Below are 24,272 nucleotides of genomic sequence, written 5' to 3' on the forward strand. Positions count from 1 at the left end.
AGTGTGGTTGTATTTTTTTATATGTCACTGCAACCAATCTCGTAAGTTTGCTAACCATCATGAGTTTTTGATTCAAAAGTGATAATATTTTAACCATAAAGTTCTTAAAGTCAAAAAACCTTGAAGGCATATTAAGCCAATCAAGGTTTTAAGTTTCTCTGAATTAACTTTTATTGGACCATAATTAACAATTAAAATATGCCTTCAAGAAATCAAAAAACGATGACCAACTTTCCTTTAACTCACCTTTAATAAGTAGTTCATCTCCACCCTCAAAATTAACTATATAAACTTTATCTGTTACAGTATCCAGTACTAATACAGCATTTGCTGACATTTCACTTAAAACCAGATATTGCTTCGGAAAACCATGTTCTTTTCTAGAGATGAGTGTGTATGATTCAATATTGTTTTCTTCATCTGCTATATCTAGTAATTCAAAGGGTACATGCTCTTCCCAAAAAGGTCCTGCATACTGGATATAAAATTCTTGGAAAGTATCCGATACGTTTACACCTAGCCTTATTAAAGCATCCTGTACTAGATTGCTATCTTCACGTTTATATATTTCTTCTCCTAGAACTTCATCTAGTCTCTCAGGCAATATGCTCATATTATCTTCCTCCTAAAGCTTCTTCTCCTCGTATTTTCCAATAATTAATAGAATCTACTTTTTGAAACGCTCCTCTAGTTGTCTCATCCATTGGATAAAATGGGTTTAACTTTCCTTTATAAGGATGTAGTGGAGCTCTTTTAGCATTAGCGATATTATGGTACCTTGTTGAAGCTTCATATAATGGTCCAACACCTTTTTGTTGTGAATGATGCAATGTTGCAACACTACCTGCTTCATCAAGAATAGGGGCTAGTCCGTATTTCGCAGATGCTTCAGCATTTGTTAGCCCGCGACCTTTTTTAGCACCTTTTGTTCGGACCATATCCCAATTAATATCTCCTCTTTGATATACTTTATAAGTAAATCCTGTGCCATCTTTACCTGCATTATACTCTACACTTCTAGTGAAAAATTTATTATTTTTATAGTCCTTTAGATGTTGATAAGTTTCTTTACCCGTACCCTTAGTACCCGTACCGCTACCTCTCGCCTCCACCTTCGCCATAGAAATCAACTGATCTCTCAAGCGAACGCTATTCACCGTATTATAAGGCACAATACCTGCGTTCACCCCGGCTAATTGATGTTGGGGCGCATACGGATATAGGTCAAGCGTCGGGATTTTTTGGGCTGCACCTTTTACCTTGTGGACGCCTACTTTAGCAGTGACTTTGACTGTGGTCATTCCTGTTTTTGATACAGCCCCTAATCCTTTGGTGCCCACTGCGGATAATCCGATGGTTCCTAATGCATAGGAGATCCACTCGGCACGTGACTTGGCATCTCCATTGATGACATCTCGTTCAAATGAATCAGCGATGGATTTCGAAAGATAATCGTACGTTTCGATGGGATGAGCAATGGCATCCATTGTCCTTTCTATTGTTTTTACGGGATGAGTGGCGAAGTCAAATATGCCTTTTACAAAGTCTTTTCCCGCTTTAAGGAGACCCTTTGAGATGCCCTCCGCGGTTTCCAGCATAGTGACGATTTGTTTTTGGTCATCATCGAGATTTTCAATGCCTATTTCTTTCGCGATTTTTAAATATTCCTCTGGCGTGGAAGCTTTTGCGAGTTTCTTTTGCAATTCTTCGATTCGATCCACTTTTTCTGTCTCTACTCTTGAACAGGTGCTTCCCACCTCATCCTTCAACCAGCTATCTAGCTGATACTGGCTTAATGTGCCGCTTGTATAGTTTTCTAGTTGCAGCTTTCCACTCTTCATCTGCGCTTGGATGCCATCTATGTAGTTTTGCATGTTCGACACATCATTGGATAATTCTTCAAAAGCTTTACTTTGATTGTAATCAAATTGGTGAACTTTTTCTACCGTAGACTGAATCTGTTTTTGAGCGTCCGTCACTTCCTCCAAAAAAGAGGCATCATTTAATGACGGTGTTGCCACAATATCTTGGATGGAAAGAATGGTTTGATTGGCCTCATCTGTGAGGGTGATGGTACGATTAGCTGTGTTTTGGAGGCTAGTTTTTAAGTCCTCTGTTAAAAACGCTTCGTCGATCCGGCCATTTTCGGCGGATTCTAGCTTTTGTAATTCATGGTCCATGGCCTTTAGTTGACTCTCGTAATCGGCTATAAAAGCTTGGTAATAGGAGATAAATAGCAGGTGTACTTCTTGATAATAGGCTCGAATTGCCTCCCCACTTTCTCCTTTAAAAGCATCTTCTAGCGCCAGTATCCCTTGTACCGCTTTTTCAATCGCCGCCATCTCAGTTTGTTTATTTTTTAAGGACTTGAGCGTTTTCTCGATGCCATTCTGTAACCCTGCCACATCTAGTACTTTTGTAATAACGATCCACCTTCCTTTACGTTTCGTTCAACTTAATGTCGTTTTGTGTTTCACTGAGCGTTAGTTAAAGCAACCGCTATATCTACCACTCTATAACTATTTCATCATCATTTCCTATCTATTCAGTAACTATATTCCATTAAAACAAAGCATATTACATGTTAATATTTATCAATTATACCATGTAAAAAACATACTATTGAGATTATTTTTGCCTATTTATATCAATACAAAATAGGAAATATAAACTAATTACTGGTACCTATATCTAAGGCTATCTATAGAAAAAATCCTTAACCTCTGAAGAGATTAAGGACATCATTTACACCCCATTATCTATATTACAGTGCCTAGCTCTTGTATCTATTGCAAAATCGTCATAGATATTTCTTTCAAAGTCAAAATTATCATTACTCTTGTCCATTTGAACAATCCCTACCCTTGTTCAATACGTAAGAATTGATCAACGTTAGAATACATTTCCAAACCAATATCTTTGGCAACATTGAAACTCATTAAAGCAATTTGCAAACGTTCCCTGTCCATAAAGCTGTACAATAGGTTTTGTTTTGCTTCGTAGCCTCATTAAAATGGACTCTAAATGGTTCTCTGGGTCATAATCTTTAAAATCATCTTGGATAGTACCATTAAGAATATTTCTGTAAACAGGCTATCTTTCATAGTTATACAATGGCGCATTAACAAAATAATGGTATTGATATAGATACATACTAAGGACATTATTTTTTCATTTCCTTCACAAATCTACAAAAGCAACATATGACTATGCTTTAATAGGGAATATTCTTCTATTTAAATTAATTTATCAAGCCCGTTGATTATCCAATTTTGCCCACATAATATAGTACTTTTGATTTCCGCTACGACGTGCTTGCTTTCCTGCAGGCATGTCTCGAGCCTACTTAGCGAAGCTGCGTTTTTTCAACTGTTTGTTTTTCACGAGAATTTATTCGCTCTTTTCATGGGGCTATTTGCTCTCCAGGAGGATTTATTCGCTCTTTCGGAAGGTTTATTTGCTCTCCCAGAGTATTTATTCGCTCTCTCAGGATTTATTCGCTCTCTCGGAGACTTTATTCACTCTCTCGGAGGATTTATTCGCTCTCTCGGAAGGCTTATTCACTCTCTCAGAGACTTTATTCACTCTCTCGGAAGGTTTATTTGCTCTCTTAGAAGGTTTATTCGCTCTTTCCGCAGGACATTGCATTGTCTTCATCGAGTATGATTGCATGAAGGAAACGAGCTAGCCGCAACAAAGAGCGAGCTACATAAATGGAGCTAAAAATACATGGCTTTTTAGAATTATGCCCAATTGATTGCCTGTTTTTTTCCTGATCGACACGCTTGTTAATTTATAATCTACAGATCTATATAACACACTCAATTCTTTGCGATCAATCTATCAATGTTCTGTGATACCTCTTGTAAAATCGTTTTCCATTTTTCTTTTAAAGTTTTGCTTAGTCCAATATAGAACCTTATCTCGTGAGGCTCCACTCCTATGAGAAAACCCTTTATCGATTCTTTCTGTTAATATAATGATTGAAATAAATGAAAGTGATGCGCTGATATGTCTAACGTTTGATATTCATGTAAATCGGCAAGTGGATAAATGGTAATCTCTCCTGGTTTATTTCCTGAAAACACAGCATCCACAATGATGACAAATGTATTTTTCATGATTTGATCCATACAGTAATCAATATCGGATTCTCCAATCAGAAAAGATACATGGGGTGTACAATTCAGCTTGGATAGTTGCTCAATGAGATAAATACCGATTCCATCATCTGTCATTAATCGATTGCCAATACCTAAAACGATTATTTTTTCCATTAAAACACCTTTATCGTTTTTACTTGTTTTCTTAGACTATATACATGAGTTGCACATGACATACACGGATCAAAAGAACAAAGAATTCTGCCGATCTCTGCTGGGGGAAGCCACTGTAAAAGTAGTATATATATTCTGTAGATGCAGATGAATGCGTTGTGGTCTGAATAAACCAAGGCATTTTCAAAGTCATGACTCTCTTTGAATAGTGTGTCTTGGTGTGGATTTGCCCAACTAAATTGAGAAAAAGATGTTGGAAGATCTCTGGATTTATACCATTCAATCGACGTGAAGTCGCGAAATACTTATGAATTCTAAGTTTGTACCGTCTTGTAGGTGTTCATCCAAAAAGCAATCTGCCAAAGCATGTAGACTTTCCTTTTCGCGTAATTGTGCAAACAGAATTAGAGATGGTTATCAAGAAATCCAAAAATCTACTGCTGCTTCATACGTGTCAGCATCAAATGTATCCAGACGTATCCATGCTACCGAGAAAAAAATATATTCACAACTTCTATCAATTAGTGTAAAAGAATAACCCGACATGTCTTCTAAAACATCTAAGGTATACTGTGCGAATTTACTTATATCATATTTTGTTGGTTCCACAATCATGTTTTGTTCAAGGTATCTTTTTTCCTTAGAATAGGCATAAGCTTGTTCCATTTTTTCATCATCATTCGGATCATATGCACTTAATCCAATGGAATATCCTCCAAATGTTCCCGTTAACGAAATCGTGTGCTCATCACCAGCATTATAATCAAAAATTCCCCCATTAAACTTAATTATATATTTCTCCGCTATTTTCAAATTACTTGTTGCTATACGTATTTGATAATTTGCATCTGCGAATATATGCGCCAGTATAGTTTCATTATCTTCATCAAAAATCTCATAATCTGTAAAATAACTGTCGGGCACAGCGTCAAATGGAATATTCTCTTTAGAACACTTAACTGTTATTGTACCAATAGGTGTATTTAGTTCAGTTAAATTTTTAAGAATCCTATCATCTTTCACATCATTTACCTCCCTTATTTTTATTTCATATTCTGATTTATCCTCTACATCGAAACGAACTATTTTATTGTACTTTAATTTAACTATTAAATTTGCTTCCATAAACAGAATTCTATAGAGGAATAAAAATCAGATTTTCAAGCTCTAACTTTCAATTTGCAAACTCATAAATTCATTATTTTCAGGCTTTTCATACTCCGCATATGCAGGATTGCCACATATGAGTTGATAGGATTCATTTTCCCTCTAACTTTTAAGCATTACCTCATTTCACTGTCTCCGTCCCTATCCACATTCAAAATGATCGAGTAATTGACGCACTTCATCCGTTGACTTTGTGTTCATCAATTGATTTCTTAACATGCTTGCCCCAGGAAATCCTTTGACATATATTTTGAAAAAACGATGGAGCCCAGTGATTGGACGTGGCAATTCTTCTAAATAGTTGTCATGAAGATCAAGGTGCAATCTTAGAAGATCGAGATATTCCATACTACTATGCTCTTTCGGCTCTTTTTCAAAGGCAAACGGATTTTTAAAAATACCTCGCCCAATCATAACCCCATCCACACCATATTGACGAACGAGCTTCAGTCCCGTTTCACGATCAGGAATGTCTCCGTTGATGGTTAGTAGCGTATTGGGTGCCACACGATCACGTAATTTCTTGATTTCTGGAATCAGCTCCCAGTGTGCCTCTACTTGGCTCATTTCCTTTCTTGTACGTAAATGAATAGAAAGATTCGCGATGTCCTGTTTTAAAATATGCGTTAGCCACTCCTCCCACTCATTTACATCCTTATAGCCAAGTCGTGTTTTCACGCTGACAGGCAGTCCACCCGCTTTTGCTGCTTCAATAAGTTCTGCCGCAACGTCCGGACGCAGAATAAGACCGCTACCTTTCCCTCTCGATACCACATTCGGTACAGGGCAGCCCATATTGATATCTACACCTTTAAATCCGAGCTCTTTCATCCCAATACTCATTTGTCGAAAATATTCGGGCTTATCTCCCCAGATATGTGCCACCATCGGCTGTTCATCTTCTGTAAACAATAAACGACCACGAACACTGTTCTTTCCCTCAGGATGACAATAGCTATCCGTGTTTGTAAACTCTGTAAAAAATACATCTGGTCTACCTGCTTTACTTACTACATGGCGAAAAACAACATCTGTCACATCTTCCATTGGCGCAAGTACAAAAAATGGTCGTGGTAAATCACGCCAAAAATTATCAATCATTTTCAAACTCAAATCCTCTCATTACGGATACAACTTTAAACTGTCTGTTGGTCCAAAAATATAAAGCGAAACTTTCATCAGTAGGGGTTTTCTTCGTCCCACACTGAACTGGAGGAACTCAGGTTAAAAGCACCACATCCTGCGGCAGCACCTGAGTGACCAACATCTTGTTGATCCGTACCAATCGTTTTTATGAGCAATTGATCCCCCTCCTAACTTCTTTGCTTTCGCTAAATTTTGAGGTGGAAGGATTACTGCCCGTTAATACGGGATAAAACAAATGTATCGCTTTCTTTACACTGATACCATGTTTCCTGAATTGCTATCATACACTAGTACATTTGAATACTGGTCATTTATGAAAATCGCCATGTTTATTTTAACGAAAATCGGTCCGAAATGGTATTTTTATTATAGTACAACCATGCCCTGCCCTCCACATGGCTTAAGCGTACAGGATTGATAACGATGTCTGTATGAATAAATCATTGGGTAAACTTTAGCAATGTACTTTTGTAGGAATAATATATCGATTTACGGCATCTCACTCCCCCAAAAATCTAAAGCAAAATCTACAGATAAATCTTCGTCAGATACAAAATCTTTAATAGCGAGTGAAAAACGATACGCCCCCATAAATCTTTTCTCCGATTTTATATAAAAAGGAAATGCTTTTGATGTACTACAATCCACTAAAAAGTCTAAATCCCCATTATTAACAAAAACTGCTACTCCAAATGTAATGCCATCTTTTTCCCATTGCCAACCTGCATAAAATTCATCAGATACAACATCTACTTCTCGCCATTCAGATAAATACAAACTGAAATATCTTAGCCTGTATGATTAAATTACGAACATATTTTAAAGTATACTTAAACTTGTTTCTTTTATATCAGTAATTAGCATATGACCTGGTGCATGAGTAATCATAATCGATGGTTTACTTTCCATTGCAACTGCTTGAGGGGTTACTCCACAAGCCCAAAATACTGGTATTTCTCCTGACTTAATAGATACTTTATCACCAAAATCTGGCTTTGAAATGTCTGTAATACCTATTTGTTCTGGGTTACCGATATGAATAGGCGCCCCATGTACATTTGGAAAACGTGAGGTAATTTGAATTGCACGAATGGCATCCTCTGGTGTCATAGGACGCATACTAACAACAGTTGGTCCCTTAAATCGTCCTGCCTTTTCACAAGGGATATTCGTTTTATACATTGGTACATTACAATTTTCTTGAATATGTCTGATAGGAATTCCAGCTTCAAGAAGAGGTGTTTCAAATGTAAAACTACAACCTATTAAAAATCCTACCATATCATTTTCCCAATAATCTGTAATATCTAATACTTCATCTGTCAAAATACCATCACGATATATACGATATCTAGGAATATCCTTGCGAATATCTGCATTTTTAGCAATTTTAGAAGGTATAAATGATCCTGGTTCTGTTACATCCAATAATGGACATGGCTTTGGATTACGTTGACAAAATAGTAGAAAATCAAAAGCCAGCTCCTTTTTTAGGATCACTAAGTTTGCCTGTGTAAAACCAACTGCCATTCCAGAAGTTGGTCCAGTAATTTCTTGTCTTCGAATACATTTGCGGATTTCATTTGACTCTAGAGAACTATATATTGTCATTGACATTCACTCCTTATAAACGAATAATCCATGAGAAGAATACTCATGGATTATACTAGATTAACTAAATAATTTGGGAATTTGTTCAATTAGTGTGATAATGCTAAGATATCCCATTATTATCACGACGAGTGTACCACCAATAGTTAGCCAAAGAGGATGCTTATATGTACCAACTAATTCTTTTTTGTGTGCAGCAACTAATAAGGTTCCTAGTGCTAAGGGTAAAATCAGTGCATTTAATGCCCCTACCAGAATCAACACTTTAACAGGTTGTCCAATAAAAACAAAAGTGGCCGTTGAGAAGATAATAAATGTAATAATCACCCAATTATGATATTTCTCAATCAAAGGATGGAATGAACGGATAAAAGAAACGGATGTATAAGCCGCCCCCACAATAGAAGTAATCGCTGCTGCCCACATAATCACACCGAACATACGATAACCAATATTTCCGGCAGCTAATCGGAAAACAGATGCTGGCGGATTGCTACTATCAACTTTTAATCCCTGTGAAACAACGCCAAGCACCGCCAAGAATAAGGCAATACGCATTATACCTGTGATCAAAATTCCTGATACAGAGCTTTTGGTTACATCTCGCAAAGATTCTTGACCCTTTATGCCAGCATCTAAAAGGCGATGACCGCCTGCAAATGTAATGTATCCTCCAACTGATCCTCCTACTATGGTTACGATTGCAAACCAACTAATTTTCTCAGGTGCAAAGGTATTGACAAGTGCTTCCCCCATGGGTGGTGAAGTTTTAAAAGCTACAAAAAGCATCAGTAGAATCATAACACCACCAGCAATTTGCGCAACCCTGTCCATTGCCTTTCCAGCTTCTTTATAAACAAAAATAAAAATAGCAAACAGTGCACTAATAACGGCAGCAGTAACTGAATCTAAGCCAAACAATGCATTTAAACCTAGTCCAGCACCAGCTACATTACCAATATTGAAGGCTAGACCACCTATAACTATCATAATCGCAAGTATTACACCTAAACCAGGCAATATCTTATTAGCAATTTCTTGTCCACGCATGCCACAGATAGCAATAATGCGCCAAACATTAACCTGTACAAAAACATCAAGAATCAATGAAATTAAAATTACAAATCCAAAGCTAGCAGCTAATTGTTGTGTAAAGACGGTTGTTTGTGTTAAAAACCCTGGACCAATACATGAAGTAGCCATTAAAAAAGCTGCTCCTAGCAATACACTTTTATTTGCCTTTCTCTTAACAAACTTACCTTTTTCTTTCTGATCTATTTTTTTGTCCTCGTTAATATCAATTCTTTCTTCCATTGAATTACCCCTCCTTGATTGAACGTACGGATATTTGATGTTCTGTTAATCTTGTATAAATATGTTTTACAAATTCTACAGCATGTTCTCCATCCCCATGAATACAAACTGTATCTGCTTGTAATAAGACTGGTATTTGTTGCTCCGATAACACCTTCCCTTCTTTTATCATTTTTACAACCTGATGAACAGCTTGTTCTTTATCAGTAATCAATGCATTAGGACACTGGCGAGACGTTAAAAAGCCATCTTGCTGATAGGTACGATCTGCAAACACTTCATGAGCAGTTTGAAGCCCCATTTTTTGCCCTGCTTTTGTTAACTCACTTCCAGAGAGACCAAATAATACAATTGAAGGTGAAATATCATAAATGGCTTGTGCGATTGCCTCTGCAATCGCTGGATTTTTAGCAGCCATATTATAAAGCGCTCCATGTGGCTTAACATGTTGCATGGATTCATTAAAAATTGTTAGAAAACCTTGCAATGCTCCAACTTGATAAATGATCATATCATAGGCTTCCTGAGGTGTAATATTCATCTCTCGTCTTCCAAAGCCGTTTAAATCGGGTAATCCTGGATGTGCTCCAACTTTCACACCATTAGCAATGGCTAACTTGACTGTTTCTCTCATAACCGTTGGATCTCCACCATGAAAACCACAAGCAATATTGGCGGATGTTACATATTTTAGAATCTCCTCTTGCTCCCCAAGCCGATAACGCCCAAAGCTTTCCCCTAGATCACAGTTTAAATCAATCCTAAACATCTTCTTTCCCCCATTTTCCCCTTAATAGTTAAAATGAATATGCCTCTATTCAATTCCATTATTCGGAACTTCAGTTTTGAAATTCAAAAACATTTTAGCATAGTTTATTCTTACTGAAAAGAATAAATTTGAAATTTTTCGAAAAATATTTTTTTTAGAACTTTTCATTTAAATTAAACTTGTTTTTGTTTATCCTTAAATTATAATATAACAATAATCCGTTATTCAAAACTATAATACCGAATTTCGAAACTTTAGGAGATGGTTTTATGTTTGATTTAAAAGAGAATGTACAAATAAGACCTTTAGGTGATTCTGCACTTGTCATTCAAGTTGGTGAGGGAATTAATGAAATCATACACAAAAAAGTAAAAAGTATATTGAGCTTATTAGAAAAGTATCCATTTCAGGGATTCATAGAAGCGGTTCCTGCCTATAATAATATAACGATTTATTACAATCCAATTGATGTATACTTTTCAAATACAGAAAAAAATATAAAAATGCCATACGAACAAGTAAAAACAAAAATTCTTTCGTTAATGAATGAATCCCATATAGGCGAAACAACAAAAGAAAGTGTTATAAATATTCCTGTAGTATATGGTGGCGAAATGGGACCAGACTTGGAGTTTGTTGCATCGTATCACGATTTAACACCTAGTGAAGTCATTCAAATTCACTCTTCCATGGAATACCTTGTTTATATGATAGGCTTCGCTCCTGGCTTTCCTTTTATGGGGGGGATGAATAAACAAATTGCAACACCACGTAAGAAAAACCCTAGTTTAGCAATTGCTCCTGGATCTGTTGGAATTGCGGGAAATCAAACTGGTATCTACCCCTTAGAAACTCCAGGTGGATGGCAAATCATTGGACGATCACCTTTTTGTTTGTTTTTACCTGAACAGTCTCCTCCAACCTTATTACAGCCCGGGGACCGGATTCGCTTTACACCCATTTCATTGAAGCAGTATAAGATAATGGATGGAGAGATAAAATCATGGGAATAAAAGTATTGCAGCCAGGTATTTTAGCAACCATTCAGGATCTAGGAAGATACGGATTTCAAAAATTTGGTGTTATCGTTGGAGGAGCAATGGATTCAATTTCTTTACGAATTGCGAATCTACTCGTTGGAAATTCTCAAGGAGAAGGCTTACTTGAGGTGACACTATATGGAACCACCCTTTTATTCGAAAGTGATGAGCTAATTGCAATTACAGGTGGAAATTTACAACCTACAATTGACGGTAAAGAAGTTCCCATGTGGCGGCCCATTTTGATTCGAAAAGGATCCGTTTTAAAATTCAATGCTGCGATTAGCGGATGCAGATCCTATTTATCATTTAGTGGGGGTATTCAAATACCCAAAGTGATGGACAGTAAAAGCACTTACATGCGTGCTAAAATCGGGGGCTTTGAAGGAAGAAAATTACAAAAGAATGATATCTTTGAATGTGATAAACGAACAGAGTTAGGAGAGCGTCTTTTTAAACAACTAAAAAACAAGCCAACTTACGTCTCCTGGTCAGTTTACTACACATCCTTTGTTGCATTAAAAAAATCTCAAATAATCCGTATCATACGAGGTTCTGAATATGAGCTTTTTGATGAGAAAAGTCTAAAAAAATTTTTTTCAACTCCTTACATTATAACTACAAATGCAGATCGAATGGGCTATCGATTAGAAGGAGAAGCCATTCAATTAAAAGAACCATTTGAATTATTATCTGAGGGAGTTACATTTGGAACAATTCAAGTACCATCCAATGGGCAACCTATCATTTTAATGGCGGATCGTCAAACAACTGGCGGATACTCGAAAATAGGTCAAGTGATTTCTGCAGATTTACCTTCATTAGCACAAATGCAAGCAAATGGTCGGATATATTTTAAAGAGGTCACTCTTGAAGAAGCTCAATGGGCACTAATTCAACAAGAAAAAAAACTAAATAAGTTAGCACTAGGACTTCGTTTAAAAGATTACAAAGAATGTGAGTAAAAAAAGAGGCAATCTTCTGAAGATCGCCTCTTTTTAAAACTATTCATATCCTAATTGTTTAGAAATCGTTGCTGTGGCCTTCTTTAATTTTTCAACAAAAATTTTGACATTCTCTCCATGATAATTAGCTTCCAATCCAGCAATACTCAAACCTGCAATAACTTCTCCTTTGTGATTGAAAATCGGTGCCGCAATTGCAGATGTATAGTTTTCTAATTCTGAATGACTAATTGTATAACCAAGTTCTTTTGCCTGCAAAATCGTTTCATAAAGCTTTTTCTTATCAGTAATCGTCCCCATTGCAAATGATTTGAGCTCGATCGTTTCGAGATATTCTTTTATTTCTTCATCTGATAAAAAAGATAATATTGAGCGAGAACACGCCCCTGCATATAAAGGACTTTTTCTACCAATTGCTGTATAGAGACGAACTTTCTGCTTCGTATCTATCTTTTCTATATAAATGGCTTCGTTACCATCACGAACAATTAAATTGATTGCTTCCTTTACATCATTATGTAACTCATTCATAATTGGATATGCAATTTTTCGTACATCTAGACGCATGGATACTAGATGCCCAAACTTAAGGAAAAGAATGCCTAATCTATATTTTGCATCAATTCCCTTTTCTAAAAATCCTATTTCCTCTAAAGATTTTAACATTCGAAAAACAGAGGTTTTAGGAATCTCCGATAAATCGATTATCTCTTGGAATGATAGTTCAGCATGTTCGATAAATAGATTTAATATGTCCATTGAACGGACAACTGTTTTATTTGTCAATTTATTTTTTTCTTCCTTTCGTTATAGATTTTGATCTAATCATATATTTTTCATAAAAAACACCTTCTCAGTTGAATTTTCTAATCAATGTTCTGTTCTATATTACTTCAACTTCATCCAAGACACACACTTCACATGTGTCGAGTGTATATGGCAACGCATGGATGCTGGTGGGTTTAAGTAATTGGCTGGCCCCTACCATAGTAGAACCTAGCCTTTTTTATTTATCTCCAAACAGTTTTTTCCACTAACGCACCCGTTTGTACAATAAAGTATTTATATAAAAATGTGACCATCATTCTCTGCCACGACTTTGACCATTTCAATTGAATGGCTTTTAAATAAAGAGATAATCCGTATTAAAGGTTGAAATGGCAAAGATACTGATTTTATTTTTGGCTAATGAAGATAATATTCCAGTTAAGTTAATGTCTAAAATTCCCTCTTTCTTTATACATTTTCAACATCCTTAAATGCTTCGTTCATCTGAACCTTCCCCTTCCATCAGGAGGCCACTGAAAAACTATAGAATTGTCATTTTCATTGATAAAAATCCATCTTTTCTTTCATTTTATGATCTGAAAAAATTGATTTTTATCATATTTTTGAAGACGAATGGACTTTTTCAGTGGTCTCTTCCATCAATGGAGGGTTTTTTCATCCCCACTGAAATAGAAGAACTCAGGTTAAAACGCCACGTCCTTTGGCAACACCTGAGTGACCAACATCCTGTTGGCCCGAACCAATCGGACTTTTACGGGCAATTCATCTCCCATCTATCTTTCTTGTTTCTCTGTATATATTGAGATGGGGTCTTACTGCCTGTTAAAGTGGGATAAACATTTGAAAGGACACACGATAGATAGTTCCTCACCTGTTCGTGTGATAGAAAATATATTGGAGTCTAATGCCCACAATGGTATTGTTTCTGTTGATGAAATTTCACAACGGAAAAAGTTGAATCTAAAATTTTTAATCTCATATTTTCTGCACTCCTTTTAGAAGTTATTATACTATTTTTTCTATCAAATCCTTATTAAAACTAAATCGCCTGTTAGTTGAAGTGTTTGAGTAACTGGCACTTATCATTTTCTCTCGCTTTTTGCACATTTTTTCTAAAAACCATCTCATTTTCCCACGATTGTTGATATATCGGGCTTGGTGGGCTTTTTCCTCTTTTTTTAAACAAACTTTTTCCTACTGCTGATAAGTTGTAGAAAGAGTATTGAAAATGTTTATTGGTTGGTCACAATTTCCTTGATATCAATCCCACACACTCTACATACGGTATCACATAAATTTTATACAATTTAACAAATGGATATTGCTGTTTGAATCTTTTAGCAAAATCTAACTCCATGGGATAAATAGCTATTCTCCTGCTTTTCAGAACTATAGATTAATGGGTTTTTTAGCCTCCACCTTTTCTACTGAATAATCCAAAATTAAAATTTTCATCTTTAACATACTGCTTACTTTACACAAGTAAATCGGAATTAACAGGGAAGTCTTATCGAAAGAATTTGATTTAGTTCCTTACACGTCCAAATCTAACAAATATTATGTATTCTCCTACAACACAAAAAAAGTAATACTTTATTCTGTACTTTCAAAATAAAGCATTACTATTTTTAATCGAATATTCTAACTAATATTATTACGCTTTCGCAAGTGCTTGCTCTAAATCCCAAATGATATCATCAATATTTTCTACCCCAATAGATAAACGGATCAAGTCAGGCGTAATTCCTGCCTCTAATTGAGCTTCAGGTGATAATTCAGCATGTGTTGTACTAGCTGGATGAATAACTAATGATTTAGAATCCCCTACATTAGCAAGTAGCGAGAACAATTTTACGTTGTTGATGAAACGTTTTCCTGCCTCTACTCCACCCTCAATTCCAAATGTGAAAATAGAGCCAACACCCTTCGGTAGATATTTATTTGCCAATTTTTTATATTTGCTATCTTCAAGTTCAGGATAATTAACCCAAGTAACTTTTGGATGTTTGACTAAGAAATCCACTACTTTACGTGCATTTTCAACATGACGTTCTACTCGCAATGATAGAGATTCTAGTCCTTGAAGAAGATAGAAAGCATTTTGTGGACTAAGAGTCGCACCTGTATTTCGAAGTAATTGTACTCGTGCTTTAAGCGCATAAGCAACTTCGCCAAGATCAGCATACACTAAGCCGTTATAGCTTTCATCAGGTGTAGTGAAATCAGGGAATTTACCACTTGCACGCCAGTCAAATTTACCACCGTCGACAAGTACTCCACCTAAAGTCGTTCCGTGTCCTCCGATGAATTTAGTCGCAGAATGAACCACTACATCTGCACCAAATTCAAATGGACGAATCAAATATGGTGTTGCAAATGTATTATCGATAATCAACGGAATCTTATTTTCATGTGCAATATTCGCTACCGCTTCTATATCAAGCACATTGATTTTCGGATTTCCAAGTGTTTCACCATAAAGAGCTTTTGTATGATCGTCAATCGCTTTTCGGAAGTTTTCCGGATCATCTGGATCAACAAATTTAACTGTAATCCCAATTTTCGCTAAAGTAACATGGAATAATTCATATGTACCACCATATAATGTGCTGGCTGCAACGATATTATCTCCGGCATTCGCAACGTTTAAGATGGAGTAAAGAATAGCTGATGCACCTGAAGCTGTTGCTAGTGCTGCAGTTCCTCCTTCTAGTTCTGCGATACGTTTTTCAAACACATCTTGCGTTGGATTCATAATACGTCCATACACATTACCTGGTTTCTTAAGTTGGAAGAAATCAGCCGCTTCATCCGCATCTTTAAACACATAAGAGGTTGTTTGATAAATAGGTACAGCACGTGAACCTGTTGTAGGATCTGGTACTTGTCCTGCATGTACTTGCAATGTTTCAAAACTGAATTTTCTTACTTCTTCGCTCATTAAAATCGCTCCTCTTCAATCAATTAAATTTGGATTAAATAGAATCTTATTTTGAGGAAACTAAAAAGCCTCTTTCTTAAAAGATAAGAAAAAGGCTTTACCGCTCGGCTTCACTTTCTTATCTCTCAGACTTTTAATCTGTGGGAATTAACACCATACACATTAAATCTGTGCTGGTTGTCGGGTTTCATCGGGCCTATCCCTCCACCACTCTTGATAAGATTTATTTAATTGACTTTATATTACCATCAAAAAAAGCCTATGTCAAAGAAAACTTAGTATTTTTATATGATTACATGAATAAAAGTGCCAAGTATTGAAACAATTCTAGTTTAATAATTGAGCTTCAATTGTGTGGGTACCTGGCACTTTTATCTACCCTAGAACTTCACCTGCTATTTTTAAGCACGAAAAAAGACACCTTCATTTCAAAGTGCCTAAATAGCTATTACCATTAATATTTTGTTTTTTCGTTTAATTCACGCTCTAAATCTCGACCACCATACATGACACGAATCACATTAACTAGATTTGCTGGAATATTGACTATAGAGCAAGCTCAACTGGCATAAATCTTAGTCCGCGAGATGTCCATGGTTCCTTTTGATATTGAGGAATCGTTCTGGAAATTCCTCTAGACTCAATATTCCTTTTTCAAGTCGATCAAGTTGACCCGCGGCATTGCCAGAAGACTTTAATTCAAAAGCAATATATTCGAAAATCCCCCGTAAATCGTTATCCGCTTGTTCGGTTACTTTTACTTCAAAACTCATCAACGATAGTCCTTGCGAATGTCAGCAAACGCAGCTTTTGCACTCTTGGTTCTTCCTTCCAACATATCCACATAACCTTTTTCAAGTTCTCTATTCATTTCTTCTTCGGTTAAAGAGGAAGCGTCTAAAACTTTTAGTGCTGGCATTTTCAAATCAAACGGAATGCCTCTTTGAAGAATAATTTGTTTATAAAACATATTGATGGCATTAGATGCTGATATACCAAGTGCGTTAAGGATATTCCCTGCCTGTTCTTTTACATCAGGTTCAATTCGAGCATAAAGATTTGAAGTTTTTGCCATAATTTTGTGTTCCTTTCAAAAATTATCTAATTACATTAGACATATTTGTAAGCACATCAGCAATACAATTACCTTTTAGAATCATATATCTCTCGGCAACGAATATCATGCTCGAATCATCGACGACACATACGCCGCTTTTAGAATCATATATCTCTCGGCAACACTTCATCCAAAAACCGCTCAACCTTAGACTTAGCTCGCCCATTATATTGCTTAAGACATTCCCGCAAATCTAATTCATTGCTAGTAGCTTTTACAGCTAAAATACAATTGTTTCGGTATCTGACACCATCCCAAAATTTATCGCTCGTTTTTCAAGCGATAAAATAAGCAATAACGAAAAATATAAGCGATAAATGAAATCACCATTGGATTTTCTGATACTCTAACTTGTTCCAATGCTTTAGTATGCCAGCTATAGAGTGAAATTCCATGAGTAGGGGTTTTCTCCATCACCCACTGATACCATATACGATTTACGCTATTACTAAAATAAATTGAATCGCCTAGAATATTAATAATCGAAGGGTTCATTTTGGATATTTTCTTTTTTGAAGTTCCATTAATTTTTGTTTTATAAAAACCTTTATCATATCTAGAGTAATAAATCCAGCCATTATTGACATTATAAGCTAAAACATTAGAAATAATCTTTTTATTTTTTGTTCCATTAGTTTTTACTTTACATACTATACTACTAGATGTTTTGTAATATATCCAGCCATTTGATATTTGACATGATTGAAGATTTTTGGCTTTCTTAATGCATTTATTTCCTTTGCCATTAGTTTAAATTTCTTTATTTAAATCTATATAATAAATCTATTCTCCTGATATACAAAAAGAATCTAACCATTCTAGTTGTACCAACTTTGCTTTTTATACCATCATTTTTAATCTTATATATAGCATCATGCACATTGCTGCATACGTCACGTCACTCGCTCGAATTATCATTTTTAATCTTATGTATAGCATCATTACAGCTACAATAAATCCATCCGTTATATAGCTTTTCTTTGCATCAAAAAAGCCCACAAAACTAACTTGAAGGCTTAGTAATTTATTCAATAACATCTAATTCATCTTTATTGATTATTGTTCCATCACCAATATCAATCCCAATTTCTGTAAAAGTTTTCTTCGCCAATTTAGCAATAGTTCTTGTCGTAACAGTATCGAATGTTCCACCAACGATGGCTCCAGCAAATGGAACAGCTTTCCCCAAGTTAATAGCTCCCTTAGTTCCAAACTTAGTAACTAGTCTAAACCCAACAGCCTGGTTAATTTTAGTTAGTGTTTTTCCAGGAACTTTCTTCACAACGCCCAACAACATTTTATTTCCAATAACAATACCGGTCTTTTTCATGATATCTGAAACTGAACTTCCTGCGAGTGTAGCGTAGACAAATGTTTGAACTTGATCGCTTTTTAAATCATATCCTCTAATCAAAGCAATAGCTGCAATCATACGCATTTGAAATAATATTACTGTTGTTACATTTGCCGGTATGGAGACTGGCATAGTGATGACACCACCAAAACCAGTTATAAATCCAGAAGTTGCTGCTTTGGTTGTTTGAAAGTTAATCAGTTTATTGATTGCAGTCTCTTTGTCATACTTTGAAAGATAATCTTCGACTAATTCTTGAATATTTTTTTGACCAGGCAAACCAGTTAGAGTTTTTTCATATGCCCAGTCCAAAGTTTGCAACATTTTTTCTTGCGTAATATTTACTGCATTATCTGAATTACTTTTAAGTTTATCACTGATATTATTCGCTATTTTTCCCACACCATCAAATAGATTAGCCATGCTATCGCCCTCATCTACAATATTTGTTGTTAGTAATTATACATCACATCACATTTTTGGAATATAACAAGCCATCCTAAGTCCTTAAAAATGAATCCCCACATATTTCTCTTTCGCTTAATATTGTCGCGATGATTTCAATTGGCATTTCATTTACTAAAGTCATAGCATATTTTGTTTCGGTACCTGACACCTGAACTTTAACAGAAACATACAAATTATTATTTACTAGTACGTTTGCGTATGTACTCTAAAAAATCATCGATAGGTCTCTCACGCCACCTTTCACTGTGTACAGCGCGATGACAGTTTGCACATAGCATGATTAAATCTTGTTCTTTAGTCCATCTTGTCCCTTTATATAAAGGTAGAATATGATGGGCTTCGATAAAATCAATTCCATATGTCTGCTTAAATGAAAAATCACATGCTTCACAAAAAAGTGTGCCATGCTTTTTCAGGAAATTCTTTTTGGCTAAATTTACAATCGCCGAATTACGTTCAATTTGAAAATGAATTCGTTGACGTCTCATACCTTCAATACTTTCATCTTTGGCTATTATTCCACTATTTGAAACGAATGAAACCGTTCTATCAGGCATCTCAACATATTCTATAAATGCCTTACGCAAAGTATCTTTTACTTCCCAAATAAATGCACCATCTTCAGAGTATCCCTTAAAAAAATGACTCCAGTACCTTTCCTTACCATCCTTTTTTATATCTGCTACAAACGTATAACCACGTTTTCTCAATCGTTTAATTGTTCTCCATAGTGACAAATTATACGCTTGATGAGGTCGTCCTGTTATTTCTGATATATTTAAAGCAGAACCTTTGCCATTCATTTCAAAAACCAAAGTATAAATTGCTTCAAGTAAAATAAGTGTAAAGCAATCATTTTCTTTAAGCATATCTAACCATTCGTCTGTAGTGATAGAGGGGGCATTTGTTGGATAATAACTCCTCTCTTTCCTCATATTAATCTTCTCCTCCAATAAAAGTGCCAAGCATCCACACAATATTGTTTCGGTACCTGGCACCTGAACTTTAAATTAGGTACAATTGATTTTGGTCATTTCTTCGGCAATTAATTGTTAGTAGCTTTTACAGATAAAATATAGTCGTAAAAAACTCTATTAAAAACAATTATTACTCAAATATACAGTAAGAAATATAAAAAATATGCGCACCTTTTAGGCTTCCTCTTTAAACCATAGTTCCGGTTTTCTCTTCATTCAATCACTTATTTCTCAGTCTCTATACGACTTTAAAGCTGCAAAACAAAACTAGATGCTCATCAATGTTTATTGACAATTAAGACAGCAACCAGTCAATCAAATTCAAGGATTTGATTCCTTCATATGAAGTGATATAGTTTCTATCCATCGACAATACGATTTTTTCGTAGTTATCCGCTATCATACGTAATGGTCTGAGTTCACGCTCTCGTGTTTCCGGGGATTGCATACTTTCTGTTACTTGAATATATAGCTTATCATTTGGCTTTTCTGCAACAAAATCTACTTCTGTTTCACCTACTTTACCAATATATACGCGATAATCCCGGCGAATCAATTCCAAGAAAATGATATTTTCAAGGATGTGTCCACGGTCAGCATCGCGATAACCAAGTAGTATATTCCTGAATCCCAAGTCGATAATGTAATTCTTGCCAAGGGTCTTTAAAAGTTGTTTCCCTTTTATATCATAGCGTCCTACAGAATAAAAAATGAACGCACTGTGTAGCATAGAAATATATTTATCAACCGTTTTTCCGGCAACATTCTTTCCTTTGCCATTTTGGATATCTCCTTCATTAGAAAGGACATTTCCTATACGGTTAGGAGAAGTGATACTACCAATGTTCGAGCAAAGAAACAGCACGATTTTCTGTAGCATATTTTGGTCCGCTTTGTTGTTGCGTTGTAAAATATCTCGCAACACAACAGTCGAATAGATCCCCTCTAATGCTTGATTGCTTCTTGCCTCATCGAACTTATATTCTCTAAGAATTGGCATTCCGCCAAACTGCAAATATTTCTGGAACTTTTCTTCCATTGTCATGGCTGTTTCAAATTCATAGAAGGTCAAAAATTCCTTAAAAGACAATGGCAGCATACGAATCTCCACATATCTGCCGGAAAGTAGAGTCGAAAATTCAGTGGATAACAGATAAGCATTGGAGCCAGTGATGTAGATATCGACATCAAAGTCAATTCTGAAAGATTCGATTGCCTTCTCCCAGTGTTCCACCGCCTGCAGTTCGTCAAAAATCAGATAAGTTTTTCCTTCAGTCGGAATACGGACACTGACATCATCATAAAATGTCAGATAATCTGTCAAATTACGATAACGCAACGATTCTAAGTTTATGTGAATAATATTGGAATCAGGCACATTAATTTCCTTTAGATATTGATGAAATAGGTCAAGCAGCGATGATTTGCCGCATCTACGAATACCAGTAACAATTTTAACCAAATCAACATCTTTATGTTGAATAAGCTGCTGTAAATACTCAGGACGGTTGATAAGTTCAGGCATAAACACACCTCCTAAATTCTTATCTCTATTATACCCAAAAGCCCTAAAAGTAAATAGTTTTGGATTTATAGGTCAGAAAAATGATTATACTTGATACTTTTTGACATGAAACTTAGACAAAACAAATGTTGAGGGAAAAACATCTGAACAATCTTCTGCGGATACATCAGCATATACGCTTTGGAAGCAACGAAAAACTTTTGAAACTTCAGTAAAAACTTATCAAGAAGGCAAAAGACCAAAGAGATCTACGACGCCATTGCCGATGAAATTTTCAAGCTTCGTGAGTGAAAACAGCAGACCTTCATTGATACTGCCCCGCACGGAATGAGCAGCTCCATCGCATCAATAAATTGCAAGATTTCATCAAGGAACAGTCTGCAATAATTACAAAATTTAGATATTCTATCATACTAAATTATCATTATTTTTTGATTGATTTCACTCTGTCATTCCAACATTCCAAGTCATAATATTAACTTTATCCATCTTTTTATTCTCGATATTTTCTAAGAATATATGTACTTTATAAAAGTAGAAAATTTCTAATTTTTTCTCTGTTATCCAATCCGCCAACACGCCAAATCAATATCACTCAACTAGCGACATCTAATCCGCAGCCTAAACGGTAAGAACATTTTTCTCCTAGATATGTTGATAACAGAAATCTGGACTCTTCCATATCGGAAAAGTCCAGAAATACGCCACTTTCTGGCTGTTATTTATCCTTTTTTGACACCAATACTTATCGTCTCAAAGTGCCTTGAACGATCAAAAAAGAGGCCTTCTAAGCTTGGTGAGGCCTTGGGGCAGGATAATTTACTCGTATTTTATATTTCAACTTCTGTTAAAGTCAAATTCATCGCTCTTCCTCCGACCTTGACTTCAAAAATTTCATTTTCTTTTACAGCTAAAGACACTCGGATTTCAGATGGCCTTTTCATAGCATAACCTTGTTCAAAAATAATATTTGAAGCTTGCTTCTCGTTAATCTTTCCATAATGGTACAGATAACAACCAAGGGCACCGCTTGATGTTCCTGTTGCAGATTCTTCCGGGATATCATATAAAGGAGCAAAGTTTCTACAATAAGCGTTGGCGCCATGTAAGGATTTCAAAGAAAAAACATGGTATCCAACGGTATTGTACTTCTGGCTGATTTCTTTTACTTTGTTCATATCCGGTCTAATCGCATCTAAAATTTCAATACTTTTTACAGGAACCATAATATCTCGAAGTCCTGTTGACACAACTTGAATCAATAAGTCTGATGAAATCTGGGAAGTACTGATGTTCAAAGAATCTGCTACTTCATCTTTATCTATAACTTCCGAAAACACAGGAATAGATTGATCCATCATAACAAAACTATCGTTATGAATTTCAATGCCAAGTATACCTGCTCTGGTTTCTTGCTTATACTTACCTTGTTTTAACAAGTTCAGATTTGACATTGCGTAAAAGGTGGCAATTGTAGCATGACCACATAAGTCCACCTCTTCATTCGGTGTAAAGAATCTCACTTTAAAATCTGCCGCGTTTGATTGTAATACAAAAGCCGTCTCACTGAATCCAAGAACAGCAGCGATTTTTCTCATTTCTTCTTCGGATAATGAATCTGCGTTCATAACAACGCCTGCTGGGTTTCCGCCTTCTTTTGTTTTAGCAAAAGAATTTAATGCGTATACGTTTATTTTCATATATTTCCAAACTCCTATACTTCACTCAAAAATAAGCTAACTATAAAAGCAACCACATTATTACATAAATGATATAATTCAACAACCGTTTCTGTATACCTTGTTTGGACAATAATAATGTCGCAAAGTCCCACTGATCGCTTTGTAAAAGAATATACTTCCGAATACAATTTATATCAAACTGTAAACATAGACATTTGAGCCTGCTAAATAACCTTATTTAGCCTTTAGTAAGGTTACGTCTTTATTATTCAGTAATATCATAACTAGCTAAAATTTCAGGTTCAGGCGACCAATATATCTTCAATTTTTACCTCGCACGTGTAATTGATATTATGTGTAATATGTTCTTCAGTTTCATTTGTTATGATTAACTTAACTGAATTGCATTCCTTTACAACTTCAATATTATCTATCCCAAATACTCAACTATCGACAACCAAATCAACTACTCAATTATCCGTTTTACGACATCTAATCGCAGGCTGTCGTCTAATTTTACTATCTCAATATGCGACATCCAATCCGGCTACTCAACTATACAGCTGTTTTACTATTTTTCCCTTGTTACGCTGTTTCCGTTGAGCATTATGTTGGGTTGTCGATCTGAATATCATGCCACTTCTGATAGCGCAAAAGACCTGTTTTCAAGTCTCTTCCACCTTTTTTATTTCTACTTAGATATCACGCCATACACTCAACGTGCAACGAGCCAATCAGATTGATGTTGGATCTGTGTTTAGCGTTTTTCCCGTGCAAGGGAATAGGACGAACATGCTTTTTGTTTCGGTACCTGGCACCTGAACTTTACACCCATGTTTGTCTAGCATTTCTGCTCGATTTCATCAGCTGAATAAACTCTGCCATTTTCTATATCGGCCATTCCTTTATTTATTTCCGCATTGAATTGTTCTTTTGTCAGAGAACCATAAGCCAGCGGTGCTTCTGATGGAAGTTTCACTTCAAAAGGAATTCCTCTTTGTAAAACGACCTGTCTTAAAAACATGCCGACTGCATTTGACATAGGTATGCCGAGCTGATTGAGGACGGCCTCAGCCTGCTCTTTTACTTCTGGTTCAACTCGTGCAAATACATTTGATGTTCTTGCCATA

The 24,272-nt window shown here is 35.7% G+C and carries 24 protein-coding genes, 1 pseudogene and 1 riboswitch; of the genes and pseudogenes, 2 read left to right on the forward strand and 23 right to left on the reverse strand.

Annotation, left to right across the window (positions count from 1 at the left end):
- Positions 1–184 precede the first annotated feature (184 nt).
- The 11 genes and pseudogenes from FEZ13_RS10460 to FEZ13_RS10505 all read right to left on the reverse strand — a co-directional run bounded on the left by FEZ13_RS10460 (position 185) and on the right by FEZ13_RS10505 (position 10,284).
- Complete coding sequence (locus FEZ13_RS10460; RefSeq protein ID WP_146552573.1) at positions 185–613, reverse strand: SMI1/KNR4 family protein; 429 nt, start codon at positions 611–613, stop codon at positions 185–187.
- 1 nt (position 614) lies between these two features.
- A complete protein-coding gene (locus FEZ13_RS10465) occupies positions 615–2,405 on the reverse strand; it encodes a T7SS effector LXG polymorphic toxin (RefSeq protein ID WP_146552574.1) in 1,791 nt (596 codons plus the stop codon).
- Between the two features lie 382 nt (positions 2,406–2,787).
- Positions 2,788–3,078, reverse strand: a pseudogene (locus tag FEZ13_RS20070) (cupin domain-containing protein); the annotation flags it as partial.
- Positions 3,079–3,971: 893 nt separating this feature from the next.
- Positions 3,972–4,277 (reverse strand): hydrogenase maturation protease, encoded by a 306-nt coding sequence (locus tag FEZ13_RS10475; protein ID WP_146552575.1) that lies wholly within the window; start codon positions 4,275–4,277, stop codon positions 3,972–3,974.
- A 417-nt stretch (positions 4,278–4,694) separates the two neighbouring features.
- The gene (locus FEZ13_RS10480; RefSeq protein WP_146552576.1) at positions 4,695–5,402 is read right to left on the reverse strand and encodes a hypothetical protein; all 708 of its coding nucleotides are present in this window, start codon (positions 5,400–5,402) and stop codon (positions 4,695–4,697) included.
- 183 nt (positions 5,403–5,585) lie between these two features.
- Positions 5,586–6,545, reverse strand: a complete 960-nt coding sequence (locus FEZ13_RS10485; RefSeq protein WP_146552810.1) for a tRNA dihydrouridine synthase — start codon at positions 6,543–6,545, stop codon at positions 5,586–5,588.
- Between the two features lie 77 nt (positions 6,546–6,622).
- Positions 6,623–6,745, reverse strand: coding sequence for a hypothetical protein (locus FEZ13_RS20080; protein ID WP_255473101.1), 123 nt, complete (start codon positions 6,743–6,745; stop codon positions 6,623–6,625).
- Between the two features lie 334 nt (positions 6,746–7,079).
- A complete protein-coding gene (locus FEZ13_RS10490; RefSeq protein WP_146552577.1) occupies positions 7,080–7,367 on the reverse strand; it encodes a hypothetical protein in 288 nt (95 codons plus the stop codon).
- Between the two features lie 42 nt (positions 7,368–7,409).
- On the reverse strand, positions 7,410–8,201 hold the full coding sequence (locus tag FEZ13_RS10495) for a putative hydro-lyase (RefSeq protein ID WP_146552578.1): 792 nt from the start codon (positions 8,199–8,201) through the stop codon (positions 7,410–7,412).
- Between the two features lie 60 nt (positions 8,202–8,261).
- On the reverse strand, positions 8,262–9,515 hold the full coding sequence (locus tag FEZ13_RS10500; RefSeq protein WP_146552579.1) for an NRAMP family divalent metal transporter: 1,254 nt from the start codon (positions 9,513–9,515) through the stop codon (positions 8,262–8,264).
- 4 nt (positions 9,516–9,519) lie between these two features.
- Positions 9,520–10,284 (reverse strand): LamB/YcsF family protein, encoded by a 765-nt coding sequence (locus FEZ13_RS10505; protein ID WP_146552580.1) that lies wholly within the window; start codon positions 10,282–10,284, stop codon positions 9,520–9,522.
- A 269-nt stretch (positions 10,285–10,553) separates the two neighbouring features.
- Here FEZ13_RS10505 and pxpB point away from each other — a divergent pair, with 269 nt between their 5' ends.
- Both pxpB and FEZ13_RS10515 read left to right on the forward strand, forming a co-directional pair.
- Complete coding sequence (gene pxpB / locus FEZ13_RS10510) at positions 10,554–11,297, forward strand: 5-oxoprolinase subunit PxpB (protein ID WP_146552581.1); 744 nt, start codon at positions 10,554–10,556, stop codon at positions 11,295–11,297.
- Complete coding sequence (locus FEZ13_RS10515; protein ID WP_146552582.1) at positions 11,288–12,289, forward strand: 5-oxoprolinase subunit C family protein; 1,002 nt, start codon at positions 11,288–11,290, stop codon at positions 12,287–12,289. The genes pxpB and FEZ13_RS10515 overlap by 10 nt, the downstream gene beginning before the upstream one ends.
- Before the next feature lie 39 nt (positions 12,290–12,328).
- Here the strand turns inward: FEZ13_RS10515 and FEZ13_RS10520 are convergent, their stop codons facing one another.
- The 12 genes from FEZ13_RS10520 to FEZ13_RS10575 all read right to left on the reverse strand — a co-directional run bounded on the left by FEZ13_RS10520 (position 12,329) and on the right by FEZ13_RS10575 (position 24,271).
- Positions 12,329–13,075, reverse strand: a complete 747-nt coding sequence (locus FEZ13_RS10520; RefSeq protein WP_255473102.1) for an IclR family transcriptional regulator — start codon at positions 13,073–13,075, stop codon at positions 12,329–12,331.
- A 337-nt stretch (positions 13,076–13,412) separates the two neighbouring features.
- Positions 13,413–13,529 (reverse strand): ACT domain-containing protein, encoded by a 117-nt coding sequence (locus FEZ13_RS20465; RefSeq protein WP_146552812.1) that lies wholly within the window; start codon positions 13,527–13,529, stop codon positions 13,413–13,415.
- Positions 13,530–13,890: 361 nt separating this feature from the next.
- Complete coding sequence (locus tag FEZ13_RS20470) at positions 13,891–13,992, reverse strand: hypothetical protein (protein ID WP_370467660.1); 102 nt, start codon at positions 13,990–13,992, stop codon at positions 13,891–13,893.
- Between the two features lie 740 nt (positions 13,993–14,732).
- The gene (locus FEZ13_RS10535) at positions 14,733–16,019 is read right to left on the reverse strand and encodes an O-acetylhomoserine aminocarboxypropyltransferase/cysteine synthase family protein (protein WP_146552583.1); all 1,287 of its coding nucleotides are present in this window, start codon (positions 16,017–16,019) and stop codon (positions 14,733–14,735) included.
- 115 nt (positions 16,020–16,134) lie between these two features.
- A riboswitch (SAM riboswitch) is annotated at positions 16,135–16,242 on the reverse strand.
- Positions 16,243–16,594: 352 nt separating this feature from the next.
- The gene (locus FEZ13_RS19805; protein WP_222434405.1) at positions 16,595–16,792 is read right to left on the reverse strand and encodes a type II toxin-antitoxin system RelE/ParE family toxin; all 198 of its coding nucleotides are present in this window, start codon (positions 16,790–16,792) and stop codon (positions 16,595–16,597) included.
- Complete coding sequence (locus FEZ13_RS10545; protein ID WP_222434406.1) at positions 16,792–17,094, reverse strand: type II toxin-antitoxin system RelB/DinJ family antitoxin; 303 nt, start codon at positions 17,092–17,094, stop codon at positions 16,792–16,794. The genes FEZ13_RS19805 and FEZ13_RS10545 overlap by 1 nt, the downstream gene beginning before the upstream one ends.
- Positions 17,095–17,397: 303 nt before the next feature.
- Positions 17,398–17,862 carry a DUF5050 domain-containing protein gene (locus tag FEZ13_RS20475; protein WP_146552813.1) on the reverse strand — a complete coding sequence of 155 codons (465 nt, stop codon included), beginning with the start codon at positions 17,860–17,862 and terminating at the stop codon, positions 17,398–17,400.
- Between the two features lie 298 nt (positions 17,863–18,160).
- Complete coding sequence (locus FEZ13_RS10555; protein ID WP_146552585.1) at positions 18,161–18,913, reverse strand: EcsC family protein; 753 nt, start codon at positions 18,911–18,913, stop codon at positions 18,161–18,163.
- A gap of 221 nt (positions 18,914–19,134) precedes the next feature.
- Complete coding sequence (locus tag FEZ13_RS10560) at positions 19,135–19,923, reverse strand: HNH endonuclease (protein WP_146552586.1); 789 nt, start codon at positions 19,921–19,923, stop codon at positions 19,135–19,137.
- A 307-nt stretch (positions 19,924–20,230) separates the two neighbouring features.
- Positions 20,231–21,460, reverse strand: a complete 1,230-nt coding sequence (locus FEZ13_RS10565) for an ATP-binding protein (protein ID WP_146552587.1) — start codon at positions 21,458–21,460, stop codon at positions 20,231–20,233.
- Positions 21,461–22,290: 830 nt separating this feature from the next.
- Complete coding sequence (locus FEZ13_RS10570) at positions 22,291–23,160, reverse strand: PhzF family phenazine biosynthesis protein (RefSeq protein WP_146552588.1); 870 nt, start codon at positions 23,158–23,160, stop codon at positions 22,291–22,293.
- An 823-nt stretch (positions 23,161–23,983) separates the two neighbouring features.
- Entirely contained in the window at positions 23,984–24,271 is a 288-nt protein-coding gene (locus FEZ13_RS10575) for a type II toxin-antitoxin system RelB/DinJ family antitoxin (RefSeq protein ID WP_146552589.1), read from the reverse strand.
- Between the last annotated feature and the right edge of the window lies 1 nt (position 24,272).

Origin of the sequence: Rummeliibacillus sp. SL167, from assembly GCF_007896505.1 — a bacterium.
Taxonomy (GTDB): domain Bacteria; phylum Bacillota; class Bacilli; order Bacillales_A; family Planococcaceae; genus Rummeliibacillus; species Rummeliibacillus suwonensis.